25 protein-coding genes and 1 tRNA gene are annotated in these 24,375 nt (G+C 39.8%); 8 read left to right on the forward strand and 18 right to left on the reverse strand.

The genetic code is table 11. The features are described from left to right. Positions 1–92 precede the first annotated feature (92 nt). From rpsB to rplM, 3 genes are all read right to left on the reverse strand, one after another. Complete coding sequence (rpsB, locus tag ACOV1Q_RS03490; protein ID WP_424493047.1) at positions 93–983, reverse strand: 30S ribosomal protein S2; 891 nt, start codon at positions 981–983, stop codon at positions 93–95. Positions 984–1,169: 186 nt separating this feature from the next. After that, entirely contained in the window at positions 1,170–1,556 is a 387-nt protein-coding gene (gene rpsI / locus ACOV1Q_RS03495) for a 30S ribosomal protein S9 (protein ID WP_424493048.1), read from the reverse strand. Further along, entirely contained in the window at positions 1,556–2,011 is a 456-nt protein-coding gene (gene rplM, locus ACOV1Q_RS03500) for a 50S ribosomal protein L13 (RefSeq protein WP_424493049.1), read from the reverse strand. The genes rpsI and rplM overlap by 1 nt, the downstream gene beginning before the upstream one ends. Before the next feature lie 398 nt (positions 2,012–2,409). On the opposite strand from rplM, the gene ACOV1Q_RS03505 reads away from it, so the two are divergent. After that, positions 2,410–3,024, forward strand: a complete 615-nt coding sequence (locus ACOV1Q_RS03505) for a lipocalin-like domain-containing protein (RefSeq protein WP_424493050.1) — start codon at positions 2,410–2,412, stop codon at positions 3,022–3,024. Between the two features lie 141 nt (positions 3,025–3,165). On the opposite strand, the gene polA is transcribed toward ACOV1Q_RS03505, so the two are convergent. The 3 genes from polA to ACOV1Q_RS03520 form a co-directional block, all read right to left on the reverse strand. Continuing rightward, positions 3,166–5,991, reverse strand: coding sequence for a DNA polymerase I (gene polA, locus ACOV1Q_RS03510; protein WP_424493051.1), 2,826 nt, complete (start codon positions 5,989–5,991; stop codon positions 3,166–3,168). 96 nt (positions 5,992–6,087) lie between these two features. Then, entirely contained in the window at positions 6,088–7,398 is a 1,311-nt protein-coding gene (locus ACOV1Q_RS03515) for a sugar MFS transporter (protein WP_424493052.1), read from the reverse strand. A gap of 6 nt (positions 7,399–7,404) precedes the next feature. Then, positions 7,405–8,376: an isoaspartyl peptidase/L-asparaginase family protein gene (locus ACOV1Q_RS03520; protein WP_424493053.1), complete on the reverse strand. Its 972-nt coding sequence runs from the start codon at positions 8,374–8,376 to the stop codon at positions 7,405–7,407. A 166-nt stretch (positions 8,377–8,542) separates the two neighbouring features. On the opposite strand from ACOV1Q_RS03520, the gene ACOV1Q_RS03525 reads away from it, so the two are divergent. Together ACOV1Q_RS03525 and ACOV1Q_RS03530 are read left to right on the forward strand one after the other, a co-directional pair. Then, on the forward strand, positions 8,543–9,772 hold the full coding sequence (locus ACOV1Q_RS03525) for a metallophosphoesterase (RefSeq protein ID WP_424493391.1): 1,230 nt from the start codon (positions 8,543–8,545) through the stop codon (positions 9,770–9,772). Positions 9,773–9,858: 86 nt separating this feature from the next. Continuing rightward, positions 9,859–10,155, forward strand: a complete 297-nt coding sequence (locus ACOV1Q_RS03530) for a thioredoxin family protein (RefSeq protein WP_424493054.1) — start codon at positions 9,859–9,861, stop codon at positions 10,153–10,155. A gap of 5 nt (positions 10,156–10,160) precedes the next feature. On the opposite strand, the gene ACOV1Q_RS03535 is transcribed toward ACOV1Q_RS03530, so the two are convergent. The 3 genes from ACOV1Q_RS03535 to ACOV1Q_RS03545 form a co-directional block, all read right to left on the reverse strand. Beyond that, positions 10,161–10,790 carry a polysaccharide deacetylase family protein gene (locus ACOV1Q_RS03535; protein WP_424493055.1) on the reverse strand — a complete coding sequence of 210 codons (630 nt, stop codon included), beginning with the start codon at positions 10,788–10,790 and terminating at the stop codon, positions 10,161–10,163. Positions 10,791–10,838: 48 nt separating this feature from the next. Further along, a complete protein-coding gene (locus tag ACOV1Q_RS03540) occupies positions 10,839–11,075 on the reverse strand; it encodes a hypothetical protein (RefSeq protein WP_424493056.1) in 237 nt (78 codons plus the stop codon). Positions 11,076–11,166: 91 nt separating this feature from the next. After that, entirely contained in the window at positions 11,167–14,448 is a 3,282-nt protein-coding gene (locus ACOV1Q_RS03545; protein ID WP_424493057.1) for a glycosyltransferase family 117 protein, read from the reverse strand. 298 nt (positions 14,449–14,746) lie between these two features. Here ACOV1Q_RS03545 and ACOV1Q_RS03550 point away from each other — a divergent pair. Further along, positions 14,747–14,819: transfer RNA gene (locus ACOV1Q_RS03550), tRNA-Gln, on the forward strand. A gap of 190 nt (positions 14,820–15,009) precedes the next feature. Next, on the forward strand, positions 15,010–15,546 hold the full coding sequence (locus ACOV1Q_RS03555; RefSeq protein WP_424493058.1) for an outer membrane beta-barrel protein: 537 nt from the start codon (positions 15,010–15,012) through the stop codon (positions 15,544–15,546). A 123-nt stretch (positions 15,547–15,669) separates the two neighbouring features. On the opposite strand, the gene ACOV1Q_RS03560 is transcribed toward ACOV1Q_RS03555, so the two are convergent. Further along, positions 15,670–15,996, reverse strand: coding sequence for a hypothetical protein (locus tag ACOV1Q_RS03560; protein WP_424493059.1), 327 nt, complete (start codon positions 15,994–15,996; stop codon positions 15,670–15,672). A 271-nt stretch (positions 15,997–16,267) separates the two neighbouring features. Here ACOV1Q_RS03560 and ACOV1Q_RS03565 point away from each other — a divergent pair, with 271 nt between their 5' ends. Next, positions 16,268–17,527, forward strand: coding sequence for a putative DNA modification/repair radical SAM protein (locus ACOV1Q_RS03565; RefSeq protein ID WP_424493060.1), 1,260 nt, complete (start codon positions 16,268–16,270; stop codon positions 17,525–17,527). A 1-nt stretch (position 17,528) separates the two neighbouring features. Then, a complete protein-coding gene (locus ACOV1Q_RS03570; RefSeq protein ID WP_424493061.1) occupies positions 17,529–18,308 on the forward strand; it encodes a TIGR03915 family putative DNA repair protein in 780 nt (259 codons plus the stop codon). A gap of 90 nt (positions 18,309–18,398) precedes the next feature. Here the strand turns inward: ACOV1Q_RS03570 and ACOV1Q_RS03575 are convergent, their stop codons facing one another. The 7 genes from ACOV1Q_RS03575 to ACOV1Q_RS03605 all read right to left on the reverse strand — a co-directional run bounded on the left by ACOV1Q_RS03575 (position 18,399) and on the right by ACOV1Q_RS03605 (position 22,736). Further along, on the reverse strand, positions 18,399–18,788 hold the full coding sequence (locus ACOV1Q_RS03575; RefSeq protein WP_424493062.1) for a group III truncated hemoglobin: 390 nt from the start codon (positions 18,786–18,788) through the stop codon (positions 18,399–18,401). Between the two features lie 11 nt (positions 18,789–18,799). Beyond that, positions 18,800–19,093, reverse strand: coding sequence for a hypothetical protein (locus ACOV1Q_RS03580; RefSeq protein ID WP_424493063.1), 294 nt, complete (start codon positions 19,091–19,093; stop codon positions 18,800–18,802). Positions 19,094–19,225: 132 nt separating this feature from the next. After that, positions 19,226–19,387, reverse strand: a complete 162-nt coding sequence (locus ACOV1Q_RS03585) for a helix-turn-helix domain-containing protein (protein WP_424493064.1) — start codon at positions 19,385–19,387, stop codon at positions 19,226–19,228. Between the two features lie 57 nt (positions 19,388–19,444). Then, positions 19,445–19,744 (reverse strand): thioredoxin, encoded by a 300-nt coding sequence (gene trxA / locus ACOV1Q_RS03590; RefSeq protein WP_424493065.1) that lies wholly within the window; start codon positions 19,742–19,744, stop codon positions 19,445–19,447. 375 nt (positions 19,745–20,119) lie between these two features. Continuing rightward, entirely contained in the window at positions 20,120–20,704 is a 585-nt protein-coding gene (locus ACOV1Q_RS03595; RefSeq protein ID WP_424493066.1) for a YceI family protein, read from the reverse strand. Positions 20,705–20,791: 87 nt separating this feature from the next. Beyond that, positions 20,792–22,108, reverse strand: coding sequence for a hypothetical protein (locus ACOV1Q_RS03600; protein ID WP_424493067.1), 1,317 nt, complete (start codon positions 22,106–22,108; stop codon positions 20,792–20,794). Positions 22,109–22,145: 37 nt separating this feature from the next. Beyond that, positions 22,146–22,736 (reverse strand): YceI family protein, encoded by a 591-nt coding sequence (locus ACOV1Q_RS03605; protein ID WP_424493068.1) that lies wholly within the window; start codon positions 22,734–22,736, stop codon positions 22,146–22,148. Positions 22,737–23,011: 275 nt separating this feature from the next. Here ACOV1Q_RS03605 and ACOV1Q_RS03610 point away from each other — a divergent pair, with 275 nt between their 5' ends. Next, complete coding sequence (locus tag ACOV1Q_RS03610; RefSeq protein WP_424493069.1) at positions 23,012–23,161, forward strand: hypothetical protein; 150 nt, start codon at positions 23,012–23,014, stop codon at positions 23,159–23,161. A 116-nt stretch (positions 23,162–23,277) separates the two neighbouring features. Here the strand turns inward: ACOV1Q_RS03610 and ACOV1Q_RS03615 are convergent, their stop codons facing one another. After that, the gene (locus tag ACOV1Q_RS03615; protein ID WP_424493070.1) at positions 23,278–24,315 is read right to left on the reverse strand and encodes a helix-turn-helix domain-containing protein; all 1,038 of its coding nucleotides are present in this window, start codon (positions 24,313–24,315) and stop codon (positions 23,278–23,280) included. Positions 24,316–24,375 lie beyond the last annotated feature (60 nt).

The raw sequence follows: 24,375 nt of genomic DNA on the forward strand, positions 1-24,375 counted from the left end.
AGTCTTAAAGTTTTTATTTAAATGAATAAGTCGTTTAGCTAATTTGCGTTGAAAGAAACTAAACGACTCAATAAATTAACTCTGAATTATTTCTATTCTTCCTCGTCGTTAGAACGTGCTTTTGCCAAAGTCTCTTTTTTAGACTCTAATTTCACGTCTTCCTGAGCTTCCTTCATGTCTTTTTTATCCTGAGGATCTGTTGAAGGTACTTCAGTTTCTAACTTTGGAGTTTTAGCTTTTGGTGCTTTTTTAGGCTTCTCTTCACCAGCTTCTTCTTTAGAATCTTTTCCGGCTTTTCTTTCAGAAAGACCTTCTACAATAGAATCAGCAACATAAGAAATTACTTTACTAATTGATTTTGAAGCATCATCATTTGCAGGAATCACATAATCCACATCTCTTGGATCTGAATTGGTGTCAACCATTGCAAAAATTGGAATGTTTAATTTTTGAGCTTCTTTAACCGCGATGTGTTCACGAGTAATATCTACTACGAACAAGGCGCCTGGAAGACGGCTCATGTCTGCAATAGAACCTAAGTTTTTATCTAACTTAGCTCTTAAACGATCTACTTGTAAGCGTTCTTTTTTAGAAAGCGTATTGAAAGTGCCGTCTTTCTTCATTCTATCAATAGAAGCCATTTTCTTAACAGCTTTACGAATAGTAACGAAGTTGGTTAACATACCACCAGGCCATCTTTCTGTGATGAAAGGCATGTTAGCTCTTTCGGCTTGTTCAGCAACGATTTCTTTTGCTTGTTTCTTGGTAGCTACGAAGAGTATTTTTCTACCACTGGCTGCGATTTTGCTAAGCGCGTCTCCGGCTTCCTGCATTTTAGCAGCACTCTTGTATAGGTTGATGATGTGAATCCCGTTGCGCTCCATATATATGTAAGGCGCCATGTTTGGATTCCATCTTCTTGTGAGGTGACCAAAGTGTACACCTGCATCAAGTAATTCTTTTACTTCTACTTTGTTTGCCATTTTTGTAATAGTTTACGTTCTGTTGAGATAGCAACAGGCAAGTGGCGATACCTAAATATATCCGGCCTTGTCTGTTTAGATGCTAAACTAACTCCCGACACTTCGACAAGCGCAGTGTGACATCGGAATAACAACAAAAATCTTTTTTTAAATGAACTTTTTGATGCTTTGAGCATCAAATAAATATTAACGTTTAGAGAACTGGAATTTCTTACGGGCTTTCTTCTGACCGAATTTCTTACGTTCTACCATTCTTGGGTCTCTTGTTAGTAAACCTTCAGGTTTAAGAGTACCTCTGTTCTCTGCATCCAACTCTACCATCGCTCTTGAAAGGGCAAGACGAATAGCTTCAGCCTGTCCTGTAATTCCGCCACCATAAACGTTTACTTTGATATCAAAGTTCTCACCGTTTCCGGTAAGGTTAAGGGGTTGTCTTACTTTGTACTGAAGTGTACCTGTAGAGAAGTAATCCTGAACATCTTTTTTGTTAACAGTGATGTTTCCAGTTCCTGTAGAAACATAAACACGTGCAACTGCCGTTTTTCTACGACCAATTTTGTGAATAACTTCCATTACTTAAGATCGTTTAAGTTAATAGTTTTTGGTTTTTGCGCCTCAAGATCATGCTCAGATCCTGGAAAAACTCTTAAATTTCGGAATAGGTCTGCGCCAAGTTTGTTCTTTGGAAGCATTCCTTTAACTGCTTTTTCGATAAGTCTCTCAGGACCTTTTCCGAATAATTCCGATGCAGTTAAACTTTTTTGACCCCCAGGATAGCCGGTGTGGCGAATGTACTCTTTAGAGTCCCATTTCTTTCCTGTTAAGTTGATCTTTTCAGCATTGATAACAATTACGTTATCTCCGCAATCAACGTGTGGGGTGAAAATAGCCTTGTACTTTCCTCTCAATAGTTTTGCAACTATAGATGAAAGGCGACCAAGGGCTTGTCCTTCAGCGTCTACAACAACCCACTCCTTATTGACAGTGGCTTTGTTGGCAGAAACCGTTTTGTAGCTTAATGTGTCCACACTAATTAAATTTACTTAATAATTAAACATTCCATTCCCTGCATAAAACAGGGGTGCAAATGTACAATTATAAATTTATATTACAAATGCCATTTTCATTAATTTATTGGGTTTGAAGTTTCTGATTTTCAGGAGGATTTGTTTTTTGCAAAAGCTTGTATTTTGAAATTCTTCAAAAAGAACAAAAAATTACTCATTTCTATATATTGTTTGGCTGAAAACTCCTTTGTTTGCTCGCCTGACCCTAATTTTTAGTTTCTGTATTGAAACTTAAATAATCGATAAACTACACACAATCACCGATTAAGGACAATTTTTTTGTTAAAAAATTATTAAAATAGATTTTCTGATCTTACATTTGTGCCCGAATAAATGAAGAAAGAAAAAGAAAAATTGAAATGAAAAAATTATTGCAAAGATTGTTGTTTGGCGGATTGGGTGTAGCACTTCTTGCAGCCTGTTCTGCCGAAGGTGTAAATGAGGAGATGTCTGCTTTAAATGCTAGTTCTGCTACTATGAGTTCTCAGGATCTGAGTATAAATGACCTTGTAGGAGAATGGAAAATTGTTTCGATGACTTCAGTAGCTTATGAGGAGCATCCTGCAGTAGCTGTAGATTTTAATAAGGATGGCAATTTCACCTTTGATTTAATGGAAGAGTCTACATGCTTTAACATCATGTCCTTTGATTTTAGAAGTAATGGAACGGTGTATACAAACCAGGCAAGACTTTTCTTTGATAACACAACCGGTAAATTTGAATGTCAGGGTACGGGATTATACACGGCAGGTTATGAAATAAGCGGGAATGATCTTTCGGTAACTTTTACTGCGGATGGGATAGAGTATACTCAGGTGAAAACCATTTATCGGTACAGCGAAGACGGTGCCGAATATTTAACAGTTACCCTCACAGAACAGGAAACAGATTCGGCGGTATACGTGAACAATGATCCAGGGAATACTGTTGCTTCAGATATCAAGAAAATTGAAATGGTTTATAAGAAACAATAAATTTTTTGCCCCCAATTTAATGCCCCCCAAAGCATAAATTGTCCCCCTACTTTTTTGCCCCCTACTAAAAAACCCTTCAAAATGTCATTTTTTGGAGGGTTTTTGCTTTTAGAAAAAGAAGCTGAAGCTGAACCTTAATAATTAATGTGCCTCCAGCCAATTCTGTCCCACGCCCAGGTCAACATCTAACGGCACTTCCATTTTATAGGCGTTTTCCATTTCAGATTTTATGAGGGGTTTTAGTTCTTCCAGCTCAGGTTTGTAAACATCAAACACCAGTTCATCATGTACCTGCAGCAGCATTTTTGACTTATAATTTCCTTCTTTTAATTTTTTATGAATATTGATCATCGCCAGTTTAATAATATCTGCCGCACTTCCCTGAATGGGTGCATTCACGGCATTTCTTTCCGCAGCACCACGTACTACCGCGTTCTGCGAATTAATATCTTTTAAATAACGTCTACGGCCCAGGACTGTCTGTACATATCCATTCTCCCTGGCGAAATCTACCTGTTCGCTAATGTAGTTCCGCAGTTTGGGGTAGGTCTTATAATAGGTTTCGATCAAATCTTTCGATTCAGATCGTGACAAATTCGTTTGATTGCTCAGCCCAAAAGCCGAAACTCCGTACACAATTCCAAAGTTGACGGTTTTTGCATTGCTCCTTTGTTCTCGTGTAACTTCCTCTAAAGGAACGTTGAAAACATTTGCAGCAGTAGAAGCGTGAATATCCTGTCCTTGTTTGAACGCTTCCATCATGGTGTCTTCCTGACTGAGTGCTGCGATGATCCTCAATTCGATCTGGGAATAATCTGCAGCCATTAATATGTAATCCTCATTGCGGGGTACAAATGCTTTTCTGACCTGTCTCCCGCGTTCTGTACGAATTGGTATGTTCTGCAGGTTAGGATTGTTGGAGCTCAGCCTTCCTGTGGCGGCAACGGTTTGCATATAATCTGTATGCACGCGACCGGTTGTTATCTCTACCTGCAGCGGGAGCGCATCTATGTAAGTATTTTTCAGTTTTACGAGTCCGCGGTAATCGAGTACCTGCCGCACGATCTCATGGTCCTGTGCCAAGTTGGAAAGTACTTCTTCACTGGTTGTATACTGGCCGGTTTTCGTTTTCTTCGGCTTATCTACAAGTTTAAGTTTCTCAAAAAGGATGATTCCAAGCTGTTTTGGAGAGCCTATATTGAATTCTTCGCCGGCGGTTTTGTATATCTCGATCTCCAGGGCGGCAATATCATTATTAAGTTCTTCGGAAAGGCTCTTCAGGAAATCTACATCCAGCTTTATTCCTTCCAGTTCCATATCTGCCAGAACCCGCAATAGCGGAATTTCAATTTCATTGAACAGTTTCTCTGTCTTTGCCTCTTTTAGTTCCGGCGAAAAATGTTGTTTTAGCTGCAGAATCACATCGGCATCTTCCACACCAAATTCGGCCTGTTCCATTACCGGAAGGCTGCGCATAGATTTTTGGTTCTTTCCTTTTCCCAGCACTTCTTCTGCAAAAACCGGCGTGTAATTGAGGTAAGTTTCCGAAAGTACATCAAGGCTATGACGCATGTCGGGATTGATAAGGTAATGCGCAATCATCGTGTCGAACAACGGCGCGTTTACCTGCACATCATATTTTGCCAGAACTTTGATATCGCTCTTTAGATTCTGACTTACTTTTTCAATTTCTGAAGATTCAAAAAAGGGCTTTACGTCCTCCATTATCTCTTGTGCTTCCGAAGCATCTTCAGGCACCGGAAGATAGAAACCTTTTCCTAATTCCCAGGAGAAGGAGATCCCAATAATCTCAGCGGTAATAGGATTGTTGCTGTTAGAAATGATATCGAAGCATACGCATTTCTGGTTCATTAGGTTCTTGAAGAAAAGCTCCATCGCCATCCCGCTGGAAAGGCTTTGGTAAACGTGCGGCACATCTTTTATGGTTTTGCGGCCGCTGGTAGCTTCTACACCTTCTTTGGCTTCCCCGCCAAAAAGGGAGAATTGTCCGGCTCCTGCCGTTGGAGTTTCCCCGGTTTCCTTTTTTGGATAAGCAGTAGGTGCCGGCCCGGCCTGTTCTTCACCCGAAAATAATTTTAAGAATTGCTCTTTTAATCTTCGGAATTCCAGTTCTTCAAATATTTCCTGAACTTTTTCTCCGTCTGGCATTGAAAGTTCATAATCTTCAGCGTTAAAAGTAACGCTGCAATCTGTCATGATAGCCGCCAGTTTTTTTGAAAGTAAACCCAGTTCTGCATTGGCTTCTACTTTTTCCCTCATTTTTCCCTTAAGCTGGTCTGTATTTGCCAGCAAAGCTTCCATGCTGCCAAACTGCTTCAGGAATTTTTTTGCGGTTTTTTCTCCCACGCCGGGTAATCCCGGGATATTATCTACGGCATCGCCCATCATTCCCAGGAAATCGATGACCTGCTCTGGGCGCTCTACTTCAAATTTCTTCTGTACTTCGGGAATCCCCCAAATCTCTATACCGTTACCCATTCTTGCCGGGCGGTACATAAAAATGTTTTCTGACACGAGTTGCGCAAAATCTTTATCGGGAGTGACCATAAAAACCTTGTAACCCTCTTTTTCAGCTTGTTTTGCAAGGGTTCCTATAATATCATCTGCTTCGCAGCCCGGCAAAACCACCACCGGAATGTGCATGGCCTCCAAAATCTTCTGGATATATGGGATTGCCTGTAAAATAGGTTCTGGCGTCGCATCTCGATGCGCTTTGTAAGCTTCAAACATTTCTGTTCTCGCTTCACTTCCTTCTTTGTCAAAACAAACGGCAAGATGATCTGGTTTTTCCCGCCGAATGACATCAAAAAGAGAATTAGTAAAACCCATAATGGCAGAAGTATCCAGCCCTTTTGAATTTATTCGCGGGTTTTTAATAAAGGCGTAATATCCGCGGAAAATTAATGCGTAAGCATCCAGAAGGAATAATCGTTTTTGTTCTGCCATGGGTAATTGTTTGGTATAAAATATAAAGCTACAAAGTTTTTAATCAAAAATGTTTTGCATTTTTTTCTTCTGAAAAAGGTTTCAAAAATGGCATTTTTAGATACTTACTTCAGTTTTCTTATGCCTGTACCCGTAAAAGAGGATATAGGCATAACAACCCATTACTAGAATAAGCGCGATGTTGAAATTAAAGCTGTCTGTAAGAAAACCAAAAGCCGGTGGAATAATAGCGCCACCTACGATCATTGTACATAAAATTCCCGATCCCTGCGGTTTGTTATCGCCCAATCCGTCCAGTGCCAGACTGAAAATCGTTGGAAACATAATCGAATTGAATAGACCTACAGCTAAGATCGTCCACATAGCAATTAAGCCGGTGGATAAATTGGAAATAACGATCAAACCGATGGCACACACAGCGAAAAAGCTAAGGACTTTCGCCGGATTAATAATTTTAGTGAGATAAGAACCGATAAATCTTCCAATCATGGCTCCTGTCCAGTAAAAGGTCACGAATACTCCCACCAGGGCCATATCTGTAGAGACTGAAACTCCTGTATTGAGCAGCCACCCGGCTATTGTACGCATAAATCCTGTTTCCCTTATAGTCGCGGCAAGATCAAGGCTTAGGAAGTAGTTTACCATATAACTTCCCAGCGCCACTTCGGCTCCCACGTAAAAGAAGAGTCCGATTGCACCCAAAACGAGATTTTTATTTTTCAGAACTTCCCCGTAGTTGTTGGAAGCTTCTTTATCTGTCACCGTAGGAAGTTTTACAAACATGAATACCATTGCAATCAAAATGATAAAAAGTGCAATCCCGAGAAATGGGATTTGGACAGCAGAAGCTTCAGAAACATAATATGCTCTTTGTTCTGCTTCTGTCATGAAAGCGATCTCTTCCGAAGTCATTACTTTATCGCTCAAAATGAAAAGCGCACCCAGCAACGGTGCTATCGCAGTTCCGAGGGAATTAAATGCCTGGGAAAGGTTGAGTCGGCTGGAGGCAGTTTCTTCTGAACCCAGGATCGTTACGTAAGGATTCGCAGCTACCTGTAAAATGGTAATTCCCCCTGCAAGTATAAAATATCCCAGCATGAAAATTCCGAAGATCCTGTAGGAGGCGGCAGGCCAGAATAAAAGGCAACCCGCGGCCATGGTGAAAAGCCCTAAAATAATTCCTTTCTTATATCCTATTTTCGAGAGGATATAACCTGCAGGAATGGATAGCAGGAAATAAGCACCAAAAAATGCGAACTGTACCATTCCTGCCTGGAAGTAGGTAAGCGTGAATACTTCCCGAAGCCTCGGAATGAGTGAATCTACTAAAACGGTGAGTAAACCCCATAAGAAGAAAAGGATGGTTACAAAGATAAATGCGGTACGGTAGGATTTTTTCTGGTTCATTTGAATTTATATGTAATATTTACTGCTGATGTTCGTGTTTTCATTGTTCTGGTATTTCATGTATGAAAAACCTTTCTGGATGCAATAGGAGCCAACTTCCCCCTTTTTGTTCACGGCAATGATTGCCGCCTGGAAGTCTTTATAATTTGGGCTATTGGCGATAATTCGTTTAATGGCTGTTTCGCAAGCTTCCTGAGGGGATTTGCCTTGTCGCATTAATTCCACGACCAGAAAGCTGCTCACGTTTTTCAAGATCGCCTCGCCCATACCCGTGGCCACGGCACCTCCAACTTCATTGTCAAGAAATAATCCCGAACCTATTATGGGAGAGTCTCCCACGCGGCCATTCATTTTATAGGACAAGCCCGAAGTGGTGCAGGCACCTGCCAAATCACCATTTTTGTCAATGCACAACATGCCAATCGTGTCGTGGTTTTCTATATTAATTATGGGTTTATATTCCTTTTTTTTCAGCCACTCTTTATAAGCTTCTTCGGAAGAAGGGGTTAAGAGGTTCTCTTTTTCAAAACCATGTTCCCGTGCAAATTGATCGGCTCCCTCTCCTGCCAGCATAACATGTGGGGTTTCTTCCATCACCTTGCGCGCCACAGAAACTGCATGGGTGTTATTTTTAAGGTAAACCACAGAACCGGCATTGCCATTTGGCGACATAATGCAGGCATCTAAAGTGACATTTCCTTCACGATCTGGTGCGCCACCCTTACCTACAGTAGTGTTTTTAAGATTGGCTTCTTCAATCATCACGCCTTGTTCTACGGCATCAAGTGCGGTAGCTCCATTTTCTAACATTTCACCGGCACGAAGACTCGCGTTTGGAAAGTTCCAGGTGGCGATGGTCAACGGAAAATTTTCTTGCATAAAATCAGGATTGTAGAGTTGGAAACCTGTAAGGGGAGGAATAGCCATAATCCCCACCCCAGAAAGGGTTGTATTCTTGATAAAGTTTCGTCTTTTCATGTGCTCTGGTTATAAAAAAAAATTAGGTGAGCCAGTCTAGGCTGTAAAGTTAAAAAAGCATTGAAAGGAATAATGTTTGTTACGACTTATTTTTGGAATTAAACTTAAAGAAAAATCAGACAGGGCTGCAAATGAATTATCTTCGGCCTTTAATTTTATAGAAAACATGCGTTGGATTATTTTAGTGATCATTTACGTGGTGCTGGATATTTATGCTTTCCAGGCCTTTAAAACGGTTAGCAGGCATAACTGGATTTATTACATCTACCTTTTACTTTCCCTTGGCGCCTTGGCTTTTATGCTTTACCAGTTCAATATGGTGCCGGAAAAAGAAGGCTGGGCCGGAGCAAGAAGTTACTCTGTAGGCTTTTTTCTTGCGCTGTTCGTGCCTAAACTTATTTTCTTTTTCCTACTCTTTGGAGAAGATATCGTGCGGCTCATTATTGGTGGCGCGAGAAAGCTTTTCTCATATAATGCTTCGGAAGATGCAATTCCTTCACGAAGAAAATTTATTAGTCAGCTGGCGCTGGGAATTGCAGCCATACCTTTTGCTTCACTTTTATACGGAATGGTACAGGGGAGGTATAACTTTAGAGTACTGAAATATACGCTCTATTTTGACGATTTGCCGAAAGCTTTTGACGGGTACAGAATTGCTCAGATTAGCGATATACATAGCGGGAGTTTTGATAATCCTGAAAAAATCAAATATGGGATCGACCTTTTGAATGAACAAAAAAGCGATGTCGTTCTCTTTACCGGTGATCTTGTGAATAATAAAGCTTCAGAAATGGATTCCTGGAAAGAAGTTTTTGGGAAAATTGAAGCTGAAGACGGTGTTTATTCTGTGCTTGGGAATCATGATTACGGCGACTATGTAAATTGGGAATCTCCAGAGGCAAAAAAGGCAAATCTGGAAGCACTTAAAAAAGTGCACGCAGAAATGGGCTGGAATCTTATGCTTAACGAACACGCTTTTTTGGAACGAGAAAATGATCGAATTGCGTTGGTGGGAGTAGAGAACTGGGGAGTGGGTGGCTTCAAGCAGGCAGGGGATCTTGATCTTGCTGCAGCCGCAGTTGATGATAAAGATTTTAAGGTGCTTCTTTCTCATGACCCTTCTTACTGGCAGCAAAAAATTAAGAATGACCCTAAGCACTATCACCTTACCCTAAGCGGCCATACCCATGGAATGCAGTTTGGAATTGAAATTCCCGGCTGGTTCAAATGGAGTCCGGTGCAGTACCGGTATGAAAACTGGGCGGGCATTTACGAGGAATTTGGCCGTTACATCAATGTGAACCGTGGCTTTGGATATCTTGCTTACCCGGGAAGAGTGGGTATTTGGCCCGAAGTATCTGTTATTGAACTAAGAAAAGGTCCTAAGCCGGCGTAATTCGGCAAATTCACTATATTTGATTTAGAGGTTGCAGAAGAACGTTTTTTTCTGTGCAAATGCTAAGCAAATAATCAACGCGGACTATGTCAAAATTTGGTGAATTAATTGACCTGCGCATTCCCGTTTTACTGGATTTCTATACCGAATGGAATGATGCGTCTATCGCCATGCATCCTGTTTTGAAGGATGTAGCGGCAGCTCTTGGAGATAAAGCAAAAGTCATAAAAATTGATGTTGATAAAAACTCTGAACTTGCCGAAGCCCTTCGTGTTAAGGGCCTTCCCACGCTTATGATCTACAAAGAAGGCGAAATGAAGTGGAGGCAAAGTGGCGAACAGGATGCCAATACGCTCATCGGCCTCATGCAGGAATATATTTGATCTCTTTAAAGCTTTTCAAAACGATAACCCTGCGTGCTGAAATGCGCCAGCACTTTGGGTAAAACAATCTTCAGGTTCCCAGATGCCTTTATGCTGTCATGGAATACGATGATGCTCCCTGGACGAGAATGTTTGATGGTGTTTTTCAGGCATTTTTCGGCACTTAAGGAACGATCGTAGTCCTTAGTCAAAACATCCCACATCACGATCTTAAAATTTTTTTTCTGAAGTATTTTTGACTGTTTTCTGGTGAGTCGGCCGTAAGGCGGGCGAAATAATCGGGGAGCTTCCTGTTCTCGTTTTTCAGAAATGAAATCCTCTCCTAAAAGCACATTTTTGACATAGTAGTTTGTTGAAGTTTTCCAGCCGTTCAAATGATTGTGCGTATGATTTCCAATACGATGATCTTCAGAAATTATTTGCTGAAAAATATTAGGATGCTTCCTGATGTTGTCACCAATACAGAAGAACGTAGCCTTCGCCTGGTATTTTTTTAGCTGTTCAAGCACCCACGGAGTAATTTCGGGGACAGGGCCATCATCAAAAGTGAGATAAAGCACTTTTTTTTTCGTGGCAACTTTCCAGAACCTCCTGGGGAAAAGAATTCGGATAAAACCGGGAATCCTGGTGATCATGAGATCTTTTTAATGAAGTGGGAATGCCGAAAATTCAGGACCTGAAGATTAATTGATGAAGAACGGCTTTTTCAGAAACAACCAGTTTACTTCTATTTTTTGACCATTTCGTGCTTCAGTCTTTTTGAACTGCGGAACTAACACAGCAGTCAGTGCTCCTGAAATTACTGCTCTATATATTCCTTCTAAGCTGGGGAACAACAAATAAATTGACCACCACAGAAGTTGAAATACTGCAAAAAAGATTAAAAAGTAATAGAGAAATGCTTTTGTTGCTTTATTCATTTTGCCCATTTTTTGGATACTTAAAAGTAGGAAATATATTAAAAAAAAACAGCTCCGGAATTTCCGGAGCTGTTTTACTAATGTTTAAAACTTATTCCTGTAAAACAGTATCTATTGTTTGTTCCTGAATGAATTTCTTTTCCAGACCATTCTCCATGCTTCCTTCATTCACGGCAGGCTCGTCTCCATAAAAATGCCTGAACAACAGGAGGTAATCATTAAATTCATCTGCTTTCTCCTGAACGATCTCTTCATCCTGATGAATAATTAAAAGATCTACCAGGCTGCGATATCGCTCAATATCTGATACGATCTCATTCCCCAGGGCGTACTGCCTTTCAAGATCAAGTGTACTGTAGTAGGCCAGGTTCTCCTGGTACTTTTGAACCACCTGCTCCCATAGTTCCCATGCTTTTGTATTGGCGCCAACTTCATAGTATCCTCCAATGTAAGGTTCAAGTAGTGTGTAATATCCAAAGTATTCCACTGGCATTTTTTCCATAGCGAGGTCGAGAATATCCTCGGCTTTGTCTAATTTTTCTTCTTCGATCAACTGGTTTGCAAGACGCGCCAGATTGCTTCTGTAGGTAATGGCATTTTTGCGTGTTTCGGTATCGTGATAAATGTCAGGATCACCGGAATTTCCCCAGTACCAGTTCATCACAATATCATACATTTTTTCAGAATCAATGCGACCCATGTCAAAAGGATTTCGAGCATCCACGGGTGTTCTTATTGGTACCAGTTTAAACGCAACGCCATCCAGCTGGAGGTAATCTTTCATCCACAGGTAATCATCATCGCCAAAACTTCCGCCGGTAAAATATATAGGTCGTTTCCAGTCGTTGTTTGCTATGATGTCCAGCATTAGTAAACGATTCTTGTAGATGATCTCACCATCAATTTGAATGTTGATATGATCTACAATCTCATCTGAATTTTCTGGTTTTACAATCCCATATTCAAGCACATTTTCCTTGTTGACAGGAATCCTGATGTTTTTGGTAGGGAAAGTGTTAACAGTTTGTTCGCTCATTAGTTCGGCCTGTGTCCTTGGATCATCGCTGGCAATCCAGTTGATCCAGCTCTTCAACTGCATAGTATCTTTGGTTAAAGGCTGGTGCCAAACCGCATCATTTGTCCCGTAGCTGTACTGGTGGTGCTCAAGCTGACTTGGAATAGGATCGCTTTCCCAGGCTTTCCGCTTCATTTGGTCAATGTACCAGTCGGTAGCGAAAAGGCTGGTATTTACCACTCTTACATCAGTTCGGTAACCTTCAATTTGCTGTGCATACCACAAGGCAAAGGTATCATTATCCCCAATGGTAAAAATAATGGCATTTTCATCTACTGAATCCAGGTACATTTTTGCCATTGCAAGGGCGGTATATTTGCCGGAGCGGTCGTGGTCATCCCAATTTTCTGTCGCTAAGACCGTAGGAACAGCCAAAAGGCTTACCGCGATCACCACGGGTGCTGCGATTTTCGGCTTCAGGTAATCTTTTAGCATGTCAAACAGCGCATAGGCACCAAAACCTATCCAAATGGCAAACACGTAAAACGAACCGACTAGGGCATAATCTCTCTCGCGAGGTTCAAAGGGTCTTTCGTTGAGGTAGATTTTGAGTGCAATTCCTGTGAACAGGAAGAATACCAGTAAAACCCAGAAGTTCTTTTTGTCTCGATTGAACTGAAAAATTAATCCAATCAATCCTAAAATAAGCGGAAGGAAGTAATACGTATTTCTCGCTTTATTATTTTCAATATCAGTCGGTAAATTGTCTTGCGAGCCTAATCTTGCCTCGTCTATAAAATCTATTCCACTAAGCCAGTTACCATTTTGGTCGGTATATTTTCCCTGGATGTCATCCTGTCTTCCGGCGAAATTCCACATAAAATAGCGCCAGTACATATAGCCCATCTGGTACTTAAAAAGGTAATTTAAATTAGAGGCAAAAGACGGCTTTTCAACAATAATGTACTCGCGGAACTGCTTCAGGAAATTGTTGTATTGCTGATTATCAATATTGCCGCTGTTGTAATTCCTTTTAAATTCATTTACCGCTTGCAGTAGCTGTTCCTCCTGCTGGTATTCGGGCTTTATGGTGAAATCCAACGGACCCGTAAAATCTAAATAGTTTGCGGCACGCTCAGTACTCCACATGCGCGGCAGTATGGCTTTATGCGCATCATCTGTATTTTGCTTGGCATTTTTATAATTGTTGACAATGACATATTTTCCTGCTTCTTCGTCCTTTTCGTACTTGGGTTTATCATCCAGGTAAGGATTGTCTTCATCAAGTCCGCTATAGATTTCTGTGAATTGAGGCCCAAAGAATAAATGGGTCTCCGGGTATTGTTCCCGGTTGTAATATGCTAAAAGTTCCCGTGCATTGTTAGGATTATTTTCATTGATCACGGTGTTTGCATTCGCACGAATGGGTAGCATCATCCAGCTGGAGAAACCTATAAGGATGAACATAATGCACAGCAACAAGGTGTTAAGCTGGTAGTAATGTTTCTTTCGGGTGTACTTTATTCCGAAGTAAAACGCTGCGATTACGGCAAGTCCGGCGATGATGGTTCCGCTGTTAAAAGGCATTCCGAGGGAATTAACGAAGAAAAGTTCTGCCGTAGAAAAGAAGCTAAGCGTGTAAGGTAGCAATAGCTTAAATATGAACATAAGCACCGCGACAACCACGAGGTTGGCAACGATAAAGTTCTTAATAGTAATTTTTGAATAATTTTTAAAAAAGTAAAGGAAACCTATTGCCGGGATGGTGAGAAGTCCCATAAAATGAACCCCAAATGAAAGCCCTGTAATGAAGGAAATCAGGATTACCCAGCGATTTCCACGCGGCTCGAACATATCTCGTTCCCAAAGCAGCGCGAGATAGAAAAGGGTGGACATGAGTAGCGTGGCCATGGCGTACACTTCGGCTTCGACGGCGTTAAACCAGAAACTGTCTGTAAAAGTGAAGGCAAGTGAACCTACAAGAGCACTTCCCAAAACAGCCATTTTCTTCCCATTGGAAATCACCTTTGCAGGACCGGATATTTTTTGAACCAGCAGCACAATAGACCAGAACATAAAAAGTATAGTGAAGGCACTGGCAAAGACAGACATTAAATTTACCATGAGCGCAACCTGGCTTGGATCACTCGCAAAGGTGGAAAAGAAAGCTCCCATCATTTGATAAAGCGGTGCACCCGGCGGGTGGCCCACTTCTAGCTTGGAAGATGTTGCTATATATTCACCGGCATCCCAAAAACTTACCGTGGGTTCTACTGTCAACCAGTAAGTGATAAGAGCAATAAGAAAAACCAGCCAACCAAGAATTTTATTCCATTTGGCAAAGTTAAAATCTGTCATAAGAGTTGATATTGAAAACAGTGGCGAATTTAAGAATATTTATAGGATTGAATGGATAACGAAATTTAAAAGCAAATATTTTTTAAAAGAATGTTTCTGAAAGGGCCCCTAAATACAACTTGATTCATTATTCCTTTTCTTTTCTTCCAAATTGGTTAAAAAATTAATGGTGAAAAATGCCGTTTTTGAAGGGTGTAGAGGAGGCTCAAGCATAAAAATCGAAACTTCTGAAAATTATTTTTAAAAAATATTTGTAGAAGAGAAACTTTGTTTTAAATTTGCATCCGCATTACAGCAATGGCCTATGGTGTAACTGGCAACACGTCTGGTTTTGGTCCAGAAGAGTCTAGGTTCGAGCCCTAGTAGGCCAACTGAAATGAAAAGATCCTGAACGAAAGTTTGGGATTTTTTGTTTTATGGTGTTTTCTAGGTCATTCCTAAATGTTGTGGACAGTATTTTTTTGTGTGTCTTTGATTTATGTAGGAAAATCTTTGTTCGAGCGTGAATTGCTTCTTATAAAAAATTAGATTTGCAGGAAATAACTTCTAAACCATCTTAAAATGTTTAAAAAATTCTTTTTCATTTTTTCCTTTTTTATAGGAGCAAGTTCATATGCTCAAAATGTTGATTTTGGTATTCAGGCGGGATATACAAATGTTGAAATTGAGGCTACGGCAGAGGGAACTCAACTTTCTGAAAATGCCTCGGGTTATTATGTCGGATTTTTAACTGATTTTAAATTTACTGAAAACTGGCACCTTCAACCTTCTGTGAATTATTTTAATGCTGAAGACAGTAACTTCTTATCTATTCCCGTGCTTGTACAATATTATATTCAGAATTCTGGTTTCTATTTTCAAGCTGGGCCTCAGGGAACAATTGTTTTAGAAGATAATCCGGTTACGAAAGCTTTTGGGTTGGATGCTGCTTTTGGAGCAGGATATCAAATAACAGAGAACTTTTTTCTTGAAGCGAGATATGCAATAGAACTTACAAACCGATACAGTAGTGAATCAATAGACTATGCAGAACAATATGGTTTAGATCTAGACAGTGGAATAAATACTTTAATGGTAGGAGTAGGCTATAAATTCTAATATTCCCATTAATTAACGAAATGAAGCGGAAGATTTGTCTTCCGCTTTTTTTATTCCCGTCAATTCCTTTTCGAACTTAAAAATGGAGATTTTCAGGATGAACTCTTCAGAACCGAAAAAGTATCACGCTACTTCCTGCAGACTGTAATAAGCGAGCACGTTCTGATAGAACATGAGACTTCTTTTATCTTTCTTTATACAGGATTTTAAGAATTGTTCCAGGTCCTTACATTCAAAGGAGACTGTGGTATATTCGTTTAATGAAACCGGAATTTCAGCTGTGATTATGTGATTTTCATAATCTATTTCCACTGCTTTGGCCTGGAAATAAAGTTTTACAATTCCCTTATGAAGAGATTGAAAGGAGGAACCCATGCCTGTAGCATTACAACTGTTAGATACAAGCGTATTCACTTCATCAAGAATTACAGAGGGTTGAAATGTAGTCATAGGTTATTATTTTTAAGATTCTGAAGCTAAATTACTGGAAGAGTTGTTAATAAAAATCTAAGGGGATATTGATTAGTAAATAATTAACAAGACTTCTAATCGATTATGAAATCTTTAATATAAAACCGTCCTCTTTTTGGTTTCTATTCTATCCTGTATTAACATATCGAAGATGATTAAAGATGAGAAAGCATTCTCTTTGAATCCTGTTAAATTTTTATAAGTGTATTTTATAAAGGATAAATTCCTAAATTTGGGAAAAAATCCATAAATGAATTTTGATCGTATCAAAGAGAAGCTCAGCATTCTTGCCGATGCCGCTAAATATGATGTCTCCTGTTCCTCTAGTGGAAGCCAGAGAAAGAACACAAATAATGGTTTGGGTGATTCTTCGGGTATGGGGATTTGTCATTCATATACCGAAGATGGAAGATGTGTTTCCCTGCTGAAGATCCTTCTTACAAATCACTGCATTTTTGATTGTGCCTACTGCGTAACCCGTAAAAGCAATGACATCAAACGCGCTGCTTTTAAAGTGCAGGAAGTAGTAGATCTTACTATTAACTTTTATCGCCGCAATTACATTGAAGGACTTTTCCTGAGTTCTGGAATATTTAAGGATGCCGATTATACTATGGAGCGATTAATTCAGGTGGCGAAGAAACTTCGGCTGGAGGAAAACTTCAATGGTTATATTCATTTAAAATCTATTCCCGGTGCGAGTGATGAATTGATGCGGGAAGCAGGACTTTATGCCGACAGGTTAAGTGTCAACATAGAAATTCCGACAAAATCAGGATTGAAAATGCTGGCACCAGATAAGAACCATGAGGATTTCATAAAGCCTATGGAAAAGGTAAAAAATGAGATCATTCAATATAAGCAGGAAAGCAGACTTATTAAAAGTACGCCAACATACGCTCCCGCCGGGCAAAGCACCCAAATGATAGTAGGCGCTTCGGGGGAAAGTGATCGTGATATCATGTATTCGGCCAACTTTTTCTATAAAAAATATGACATGAGGCGGGTGTATTACTCCGGGTATGTGCCGGTGGCCAGGGATCCACGGCTTCCCTCTCTTGACAGTGCGGTTCCGGTGCTTCGGGAAAACAGGTTGTATCAAACTGACTGGCTGCTGCGTTTTTATGGTTTTGATGTGCGCGAAATTCTCAACAACGACTTTCTTAATTTAGAGCTAGATATTGATCCCAAATTAAGCTGGGCACTTAGAAGCCGTCATTTATTTCCCGTTGATGTAAACACAGTAGATAAACAATTACTGATGCGCGTTCCGGGGATTGGTTTGAAATCTGTCAACAAGATTCTGCAGGCGCGCAAATTCCGGAAGTTAACCTGGGATCATTTGAAGAGAATTGGAATTGCTTCCAACCGGGCGAAATATTTCCTCACATGCAATTCCGGGGAAAATGAACTGAAAGAATATTCCAGCGAAAATCTTAAACAGATTATTCTGAAAAATTCTGTGTCCAAGTTCAGAAATACCTTAAGTCCTCAACTAAGCCTTTTTTAGAATGAGACAGGCAGTTTTAACCTATGACGGAACTTTTGAAGGCTTTCTCTGTTGCGTTTTTACCGCTTACGAAGAGAAACTGGAGCTGCTCGATATTTCTGCGGAAGGAAATGTTTCCGCCGGACTGTTTAACAGTCCGCAGGAAGTCATCACCGAGGCTTCAAAAGCTAAGCGGGTTTGGAAATCGCTGCAAAAGAAAACTTCTGCAATCACTTTAAAGCGTCTAAAATGGGCTTTTCTCAGTGAATTAAAAGGGATTGAAAATGACCTTTTTTTGATGATAAGGTATATCTTTTCTGAAACTGGCCCGGTAGATCTTGATTATTCACATCCCGCTGTTATAAAAGTGACCCAGACGGCCAAGAAAGTGGGGCGTGAAAAGCACCGTATGGAAGCTTTTGTAAGATTCAGGCTTACGAAAGATGAAATTTATTTCGCTGCTATTGAGCCCGATTTTAACGTGCTCCCAATCATTAAAAACCATTTTAAAAATAGGTATGCAGATCAACGCTGGATTATCTATGATCTCAAACGCAGGTTTGGGCTGTTTTACGATCTATCAAAGGTGGATTTTATTGCGCTTGACCTCGATCCTTCCATTAATATCTCTGGTGGTTCTTCAGAATATTTTGCTGAGGCCGAAAATGATTTCCAGGTGCTGTGGAAAGAGTATTTTGAAAGTGTAAATATTAAAAGTCGTGCAAATTCAAAGCTTCATGTACAACATCTTCCGAAGAGATACTGGAAATATCTCACCGAAAAAAATGTGCTTTTAGAATAGGTCCCAAAAATGCCATTTTTGGATCATTAGTTTCAATCCAACCTGATGAGGATCATTTTTTAAGCTGCAGTACCGCAATATTTTTGTGAGCTAAAATTGAGGACGGCTTTGATACATGTTCATAAAAAGATTTCCGGCCATATTCCAGGCCCGGTTTTTTGCAATATTTGCTCTTTCTCCTTCAAACAAATCGTCTATGGTCGCAAACCAGAGATTTAGCCATTCCCCAAAATGTTTCTGTTCAACAGTATGGTTAAATTTTTTGTCTACGTCTTTATGGGCGCGCATGAGATTTCCTCTAAACTTACTTACCATAAAGAGGTTCGTCTCCCAGAAATCGGTTAATTTCTCCAGGTGTTCTGCCCAGTTTTCGATGATCTCATTGAAGAAATATCCAATCTCTTCGTTCTTTTTCACCCTGACGTAAAAAGTAGAAACAAGGAGGAAAACATCCTCCCTGTTCTGTATATCCTGTTTCATTCAGTACTTTTTTATACGTATCTCATCATTACGTTTACAAAAATAAGAATTGTGCTTACCACAAGGCTAACTATAAGTGAATTGAAGACGAATTTAGGTTTCATTTGCGCAAGTACAGATGCCATGTACCACATACAAACTCCTACCACGATTAGCAGCTGCGTCATTTGAACCATGTCGTGACCGTTCATAAGAATTAACATGGCTGCTGCAGCTCCCACACAACTGGAGAGGATGATCGCTAAAGCGGCATATCCCACAAATAAGTTCTCAAAATCTTCATATAATACCTTGTAAAGTTTCATGACATTTGCTTTTTAAATTCAGGGGTAAAATTACAGGGAAAGCAAAGGAATAAATATGATCTAAGTCATGAAAAAGGCCATTTTTGAGAAGGATTTTGTGTTTTATGTTATTGAGGGTCAGTAAAATGTGTCCTACCGGTAGACCTTGCGTTGCTTGATCTTTAATTCTCCCTTTTTCTCGAGAGACTTTGTGGCCCTTATTAGGGTTTCTACCCTTAGCCCTATAAAATCGGCAATTTGCTGGCGGGGTAAGATCTCCACCTTAAAAGAATATCCTCCTTCTAACTTATGCACATGCTTTTTAAGAAACCCAATATTCTCAAGATTCAGTGTTCCGGTTAGATTGGGTATTTACTGATGGGATCTTACCAGTTGAACGAGCTCAGATTTTTGTACCACGCCAGATTGTCTCCAAAGTTGTTGCCCGTTCTTAAAAAGAATAAGGGTTGGCACACCACGCACCTGGTATTTGTTGGCGAGGGGTTGATTCTTATCAACATCAATTTTCACGATCTTCACGTCTTCCCCTAATTCAGCTTTTGCGTCTTTAAGGATTGGCGCAAGTGCTTTACACGGCCCGCACCAGTCGGCAAAAAAATCGATTAGAACAGGTTTATCTCCGTTGATGATTTCATTAAAGTTGCTTTTCATAGTGTACAATTTTTGATCACCTATAAAATTACAGATTATCATAAGATTTCTAAAGCTCCGGCTTCATTTTCTGTGGAAAGGAGCAGCGGAAACTTTATTTTCTTTCAGGATCAATAAAAGCCTTCAAAAGCGGCTTTTTCGAGTTCTTCCCTATGGTTGGGATGAGCAATGGAAATTAGAGTTCTGAACTTCTACGGCTGCATCAATTTAGCTTGTATGAATGTTGTCATCCTACGTTCAAGGCACATTTAGGGAAATTCAGGCGTGATTTAGAGAATTTGTACCTCGCAAATATTTCCGGCGACCATACACCTGCTAAAAATTACATTTCAAACGGCTTCTATGGCTGATACGAACTTCATTTTTCCTCCTTTTCTAGATTTTTACTTGAAGATCGAACAAAATTTCAATCTCATCTTTTACTACGATCATCCCAAATAATTTTCTGGGTGGTTCCAGCTTAAAGTCTTTTATATCTAACAGCAGGGTTCCTTCAATGTTCAAAATATCTCCATTGTCTCCATTGCTGAATTTTACGGGAAAAGTATGCTCTTTCCTTGTTCCTGCTATGGTAATAATGACAACTGCATTGGCAGTTCCGGTTTTTTGTTGACGTATTTCAAGTAACTCGATTAGGATTTGTGGATACTTTTCTGACTGGATAAGTTTGTGAAAATCTTTGTTGATCGCACGGCTTCCGCAGTCAAAACCATTAGTATTTAAGGTTAGAATGGCATTTTTGAAGCGTACATGCCTGGGCTCATCGATAATATACTTTATGTTGTTTTCCTTTTGAAGATACTGCATGTCAAAATCACAATCAAAGGCTTTGATATTGGTGTCTCCTTTAATGGTAAGCTTACTGGAAGGGAGAACGGCAATAGTTTTATTTTGAAAGCTGTTCTGTGCATTTGTGAATGCACTAAAGAACAATAACACAAGAAGCAGAACATTTTTCATTTATGGCAAATTTAAATATCTATAGATAATGAAAAACGGGAGAATGTTTGATTCCCCCGTTCTCCTGGCTAATTCAAACAGTTCTTCTTAGAAGCTTATCACTGCTTCAATATTGAAGCCGTTGAAGTTTCCATCCTGGTGGTAATCTCCTGTGGGGTAATCGTTGTAATCCTGGTTCACATATTCCACTTTTGTAAGGATGTTCTTAGTCATAAACCATCCTCCACCAAGGTTGAAACGGTTTACAGAAACATCTTCCCCTGTAATAAGTTCACCATTTACTGCGTTATATCGCCCGCCTAGGTAGAAGTTTTCTGTGTTTCCAAAGCGGTAGATAAGTTCTCCTGCATATTGATTCCAGGTTCTGTCATCGCTTTCAGCGATGGTTTTCCCTGTAGCATTTTCATAGATTCCAAAGAACTCAAGACCGCCAACTTTGATGAAAGGGTTGATCATGAAAGCAGTCATTTCGTTTGCAAGTCCCGGGTTAATTCTACCAGCTCTAAAGCTGTCTCCACCATCAGGTCCGCTCATTACGTTGTAATATCTTGAACCGGCACGGTCTCCACTGTAAAGATAGATACCTCTACCATTGTTGTGTGCACTGTGGAACATAGATCCTGTCAATCTAAATCTAAAATCATTAGAGATTTGCTTGTCGTATCCTAATTTTGCAAGCAATGATGGGCTGGTGTGTCCTTCCCCTACAGTAGTTTGATTTAATTTACCGTTGGTGAATCCAACCATACCTAACCATCCATTATTGAAGTAGTACAATTCACCGCCTACTTCGGTAGTAAAGCTATCCATTAGGTAGTTACCTACAAATGGGTTGTAAAGGGCCATGGCGTTATCAGATCTTCTAAAGTGGGCATCACCATAGTTGTTTTCCATGTGACCAAATTTGATCCTTAAATGCTCCATTAATCCTGAAGCCAAACCTTTGCTAATGAAATCAAGATTATCTACCTGAAGGTATCCACCTTTTACATAAGCTTCTGGGTGGTGTTGTGAAGAAAGGTAGGTGTTGAGGTGAACTCTAATACCTTTTGCCAGTAAAACATCAAAAGTCATGTTGGCAGTCGCAAGGTTAAAATCACTTCCCAGTTCGTAGAGCTCGGGTGCGCTGGATGCGTTTTCCTGATCGAGTCCCTGGAATTGAAGCGCAAATGCACCTCCAAGTCTCACCTGTACGCCTTCAAATTCCCCATATACGATGTCTTTGGTTGGTTCAAAAGTGTTAACGCCGCGTTGATCTGGATATCTGAAGTTAGGTAAAGATCTGTCCCAAAGGGTAGTTTGTTCATTCTCTTCGACGATAAGAACGTCTACATCTTGTGCCTGTGCCTGAAAGCCCATGGCCAATATTAAAGCAACACCTGAATATTTGATTAGATTTTTCATTTTTTTGATTTTTAAATTTTTACGATTGATTGTTTTTTTACCTAGAAAATGTTGTTTTGAAATTGATTTTTACCTCATCTCCTGTAGTGATAGTTCCAAACATTGCTGTTGGGGGCTCTACATTAAAATGGGTCATATTGATGTTTTTGTTTCCGCTTAATACGATTTTGTCCTGGTTTACAGTAGCGTCAAAAATGATGTCTACCGGCTTCTTTGTTCCTGCAATGGTGAGGTAACCACTGGTGGAAACTTTACATTTGTTATTTGTGGTACAATCGATATCATTTATCTTACTTAACTGGAAAGTGATCCTCTGGTTATCATCTGTCTTTAAAGCTTTGTAAGTGTTCTTATCCATTCCTCTTTTACCGCTTTTCAAGCTTTCGGCAACCACTGCAAAATTCAGTTCGTTCACTTTTACCAATTGCCCGTCTTGGATTTCCACATTAATGTTTCCCTGAAATTCCTCTGCTTCTATTTCCCAATCGTGAATATTTGATGTTCCTTCTATCTTTAATTCTGAAGCAGTTCTATTGATATTGAAATTTTGAGCAAATGCCGTCTGGATTGAAATTACCATCATCAAAAAGCTTCCTAATACGAGCAAAAATTGTTTTGAGGTTCTCATAATGTTTGTTTTTAAATACAGTACAAAGATGCGGCAGGAATGCGGCCGAAAGAATGACCTCAGTCAGGTTTTGATAGTTTTAGAAATTTTTGGAGTGCCCAAAAAAGAAGCTCGTAGCTCAAGATTTCAACCGAATCGTTTTTAAATATGACCCTCGTCAGTTTTTGGTCTTGAAATGCCATTTTTGGCAATTTTATCCAGGAGAAATTATTTCCTGAACTTCATTTTATAGTATAAAACCTGCTGAAGTGACTTTGTTCCGCAGAATGTGGAGTTTGGACAAAACGAAATTTGACTTTGATGAAAATGATGGAAATTACTTCGGAAGCTGTTCCCATTTAAAGGGTCAAGACGGTGTGCTGGTTCATCAGCAAGTAGAGGCTGGAGTCAATAATGAAGACAGGGAACCATTTACCTGGAAGTAATGGATTGACTTGAGTGATTTTTAAGTTTTTTATGAGGAAAGGCTGTCCACATGTGAGCAGCCTTTCCTTATTTTTAATGGAAATGACTATTCTGCCGAGTCCTAAATAGCGCAGTATTAATTTTCTCCGTCTTCTCCACCAGCTTCTTTATAAGACTGCAGGAAATACTTTGGGCTCACGCCATACTTTTCTTTGAAGATTTTGGAGAAGTAACTGCGGTTGGAGAATCCTATCATATTAACAATTTCAGAAATGTTATGATTTGAAGTTTCCAAAAGGTCACGTGCCTTTTCCAGCTTTACTTGCTGGTTGTATTTGTTTACAGTAAGGTCATACATATATCTAAATCCCTGCTGTAGTTTATTTACGTTAGTGCCCACTTCCTTGGCCAGCTCCTCTACAGAATAATTCTCCTGCAGGTTGTCGTTGATGTGATTGGCCGCCCGTTCTACCTTGTCTACATCGAAACGTCGCAGAATTTGAGGTTGATTGTCCTCCCGTTGGTCATCGTGGTATTGATTGATTTGAAGAACCAGCATATCCAGAAGCTTACTTTCTAAATGAATTGATCTCACAAAACCATGATACTTTTTATTAGAAATATCATCTACAATATCGGCGGCCTTCAGGCTGTAATTCCCCTGATAAAAAAAAAGTTTTTCGGCTACAGAATCTTCAAAAAGTGCTTTTAAAGTAGGTTCGAGACCATGAAAATGGTGATTGTTGCGCCGGCTAAAAGTAGATCTTACGATTTCTATACTGGTTATATGGGCTTTTTGATTTGCGGTAAAAGAAAGGAGATGCCCGTTATTCCCACTGCTGGAAACAATGACATTTTGATAGGTGTCAATTTTGTGCTGGGTATCTTCTTCCTCAAAACAATGATCGGCAGTACCTTCAGAACAAAAAATGAACTTTAAAGGATGGGTTTCATTAATGGAAAAAAGGAATTGATAATCTTCTGAAAACGTACAATTATATTCAATCACCCCAATGCCCGATTCAAAATTAGTACAACGAATATACCCTTCTCCAAGATCTTTTGGCAGTGCTATTGAAAGTTCGCCGCTGTCTTCCTTTATTGAAACATTCCATTGCTTTGCAATATCTTTAAGTACATCGTGTACAGGTAGGGCTTTTACTGTTATTCTCATAATATTTATTGTGTTATACAGCCTCAAGAATCCATTTCTTATTGAAAATTTGAGTTTTAA

It is taken from the genome of Salinimicrobium maris, from assembly GCF_049680855.1.
GTDB lineage: Bacteria > Bacteroidota > Bacteroidia > Flavobacteriales > Flavobacteriaceae > Salinimicrobium.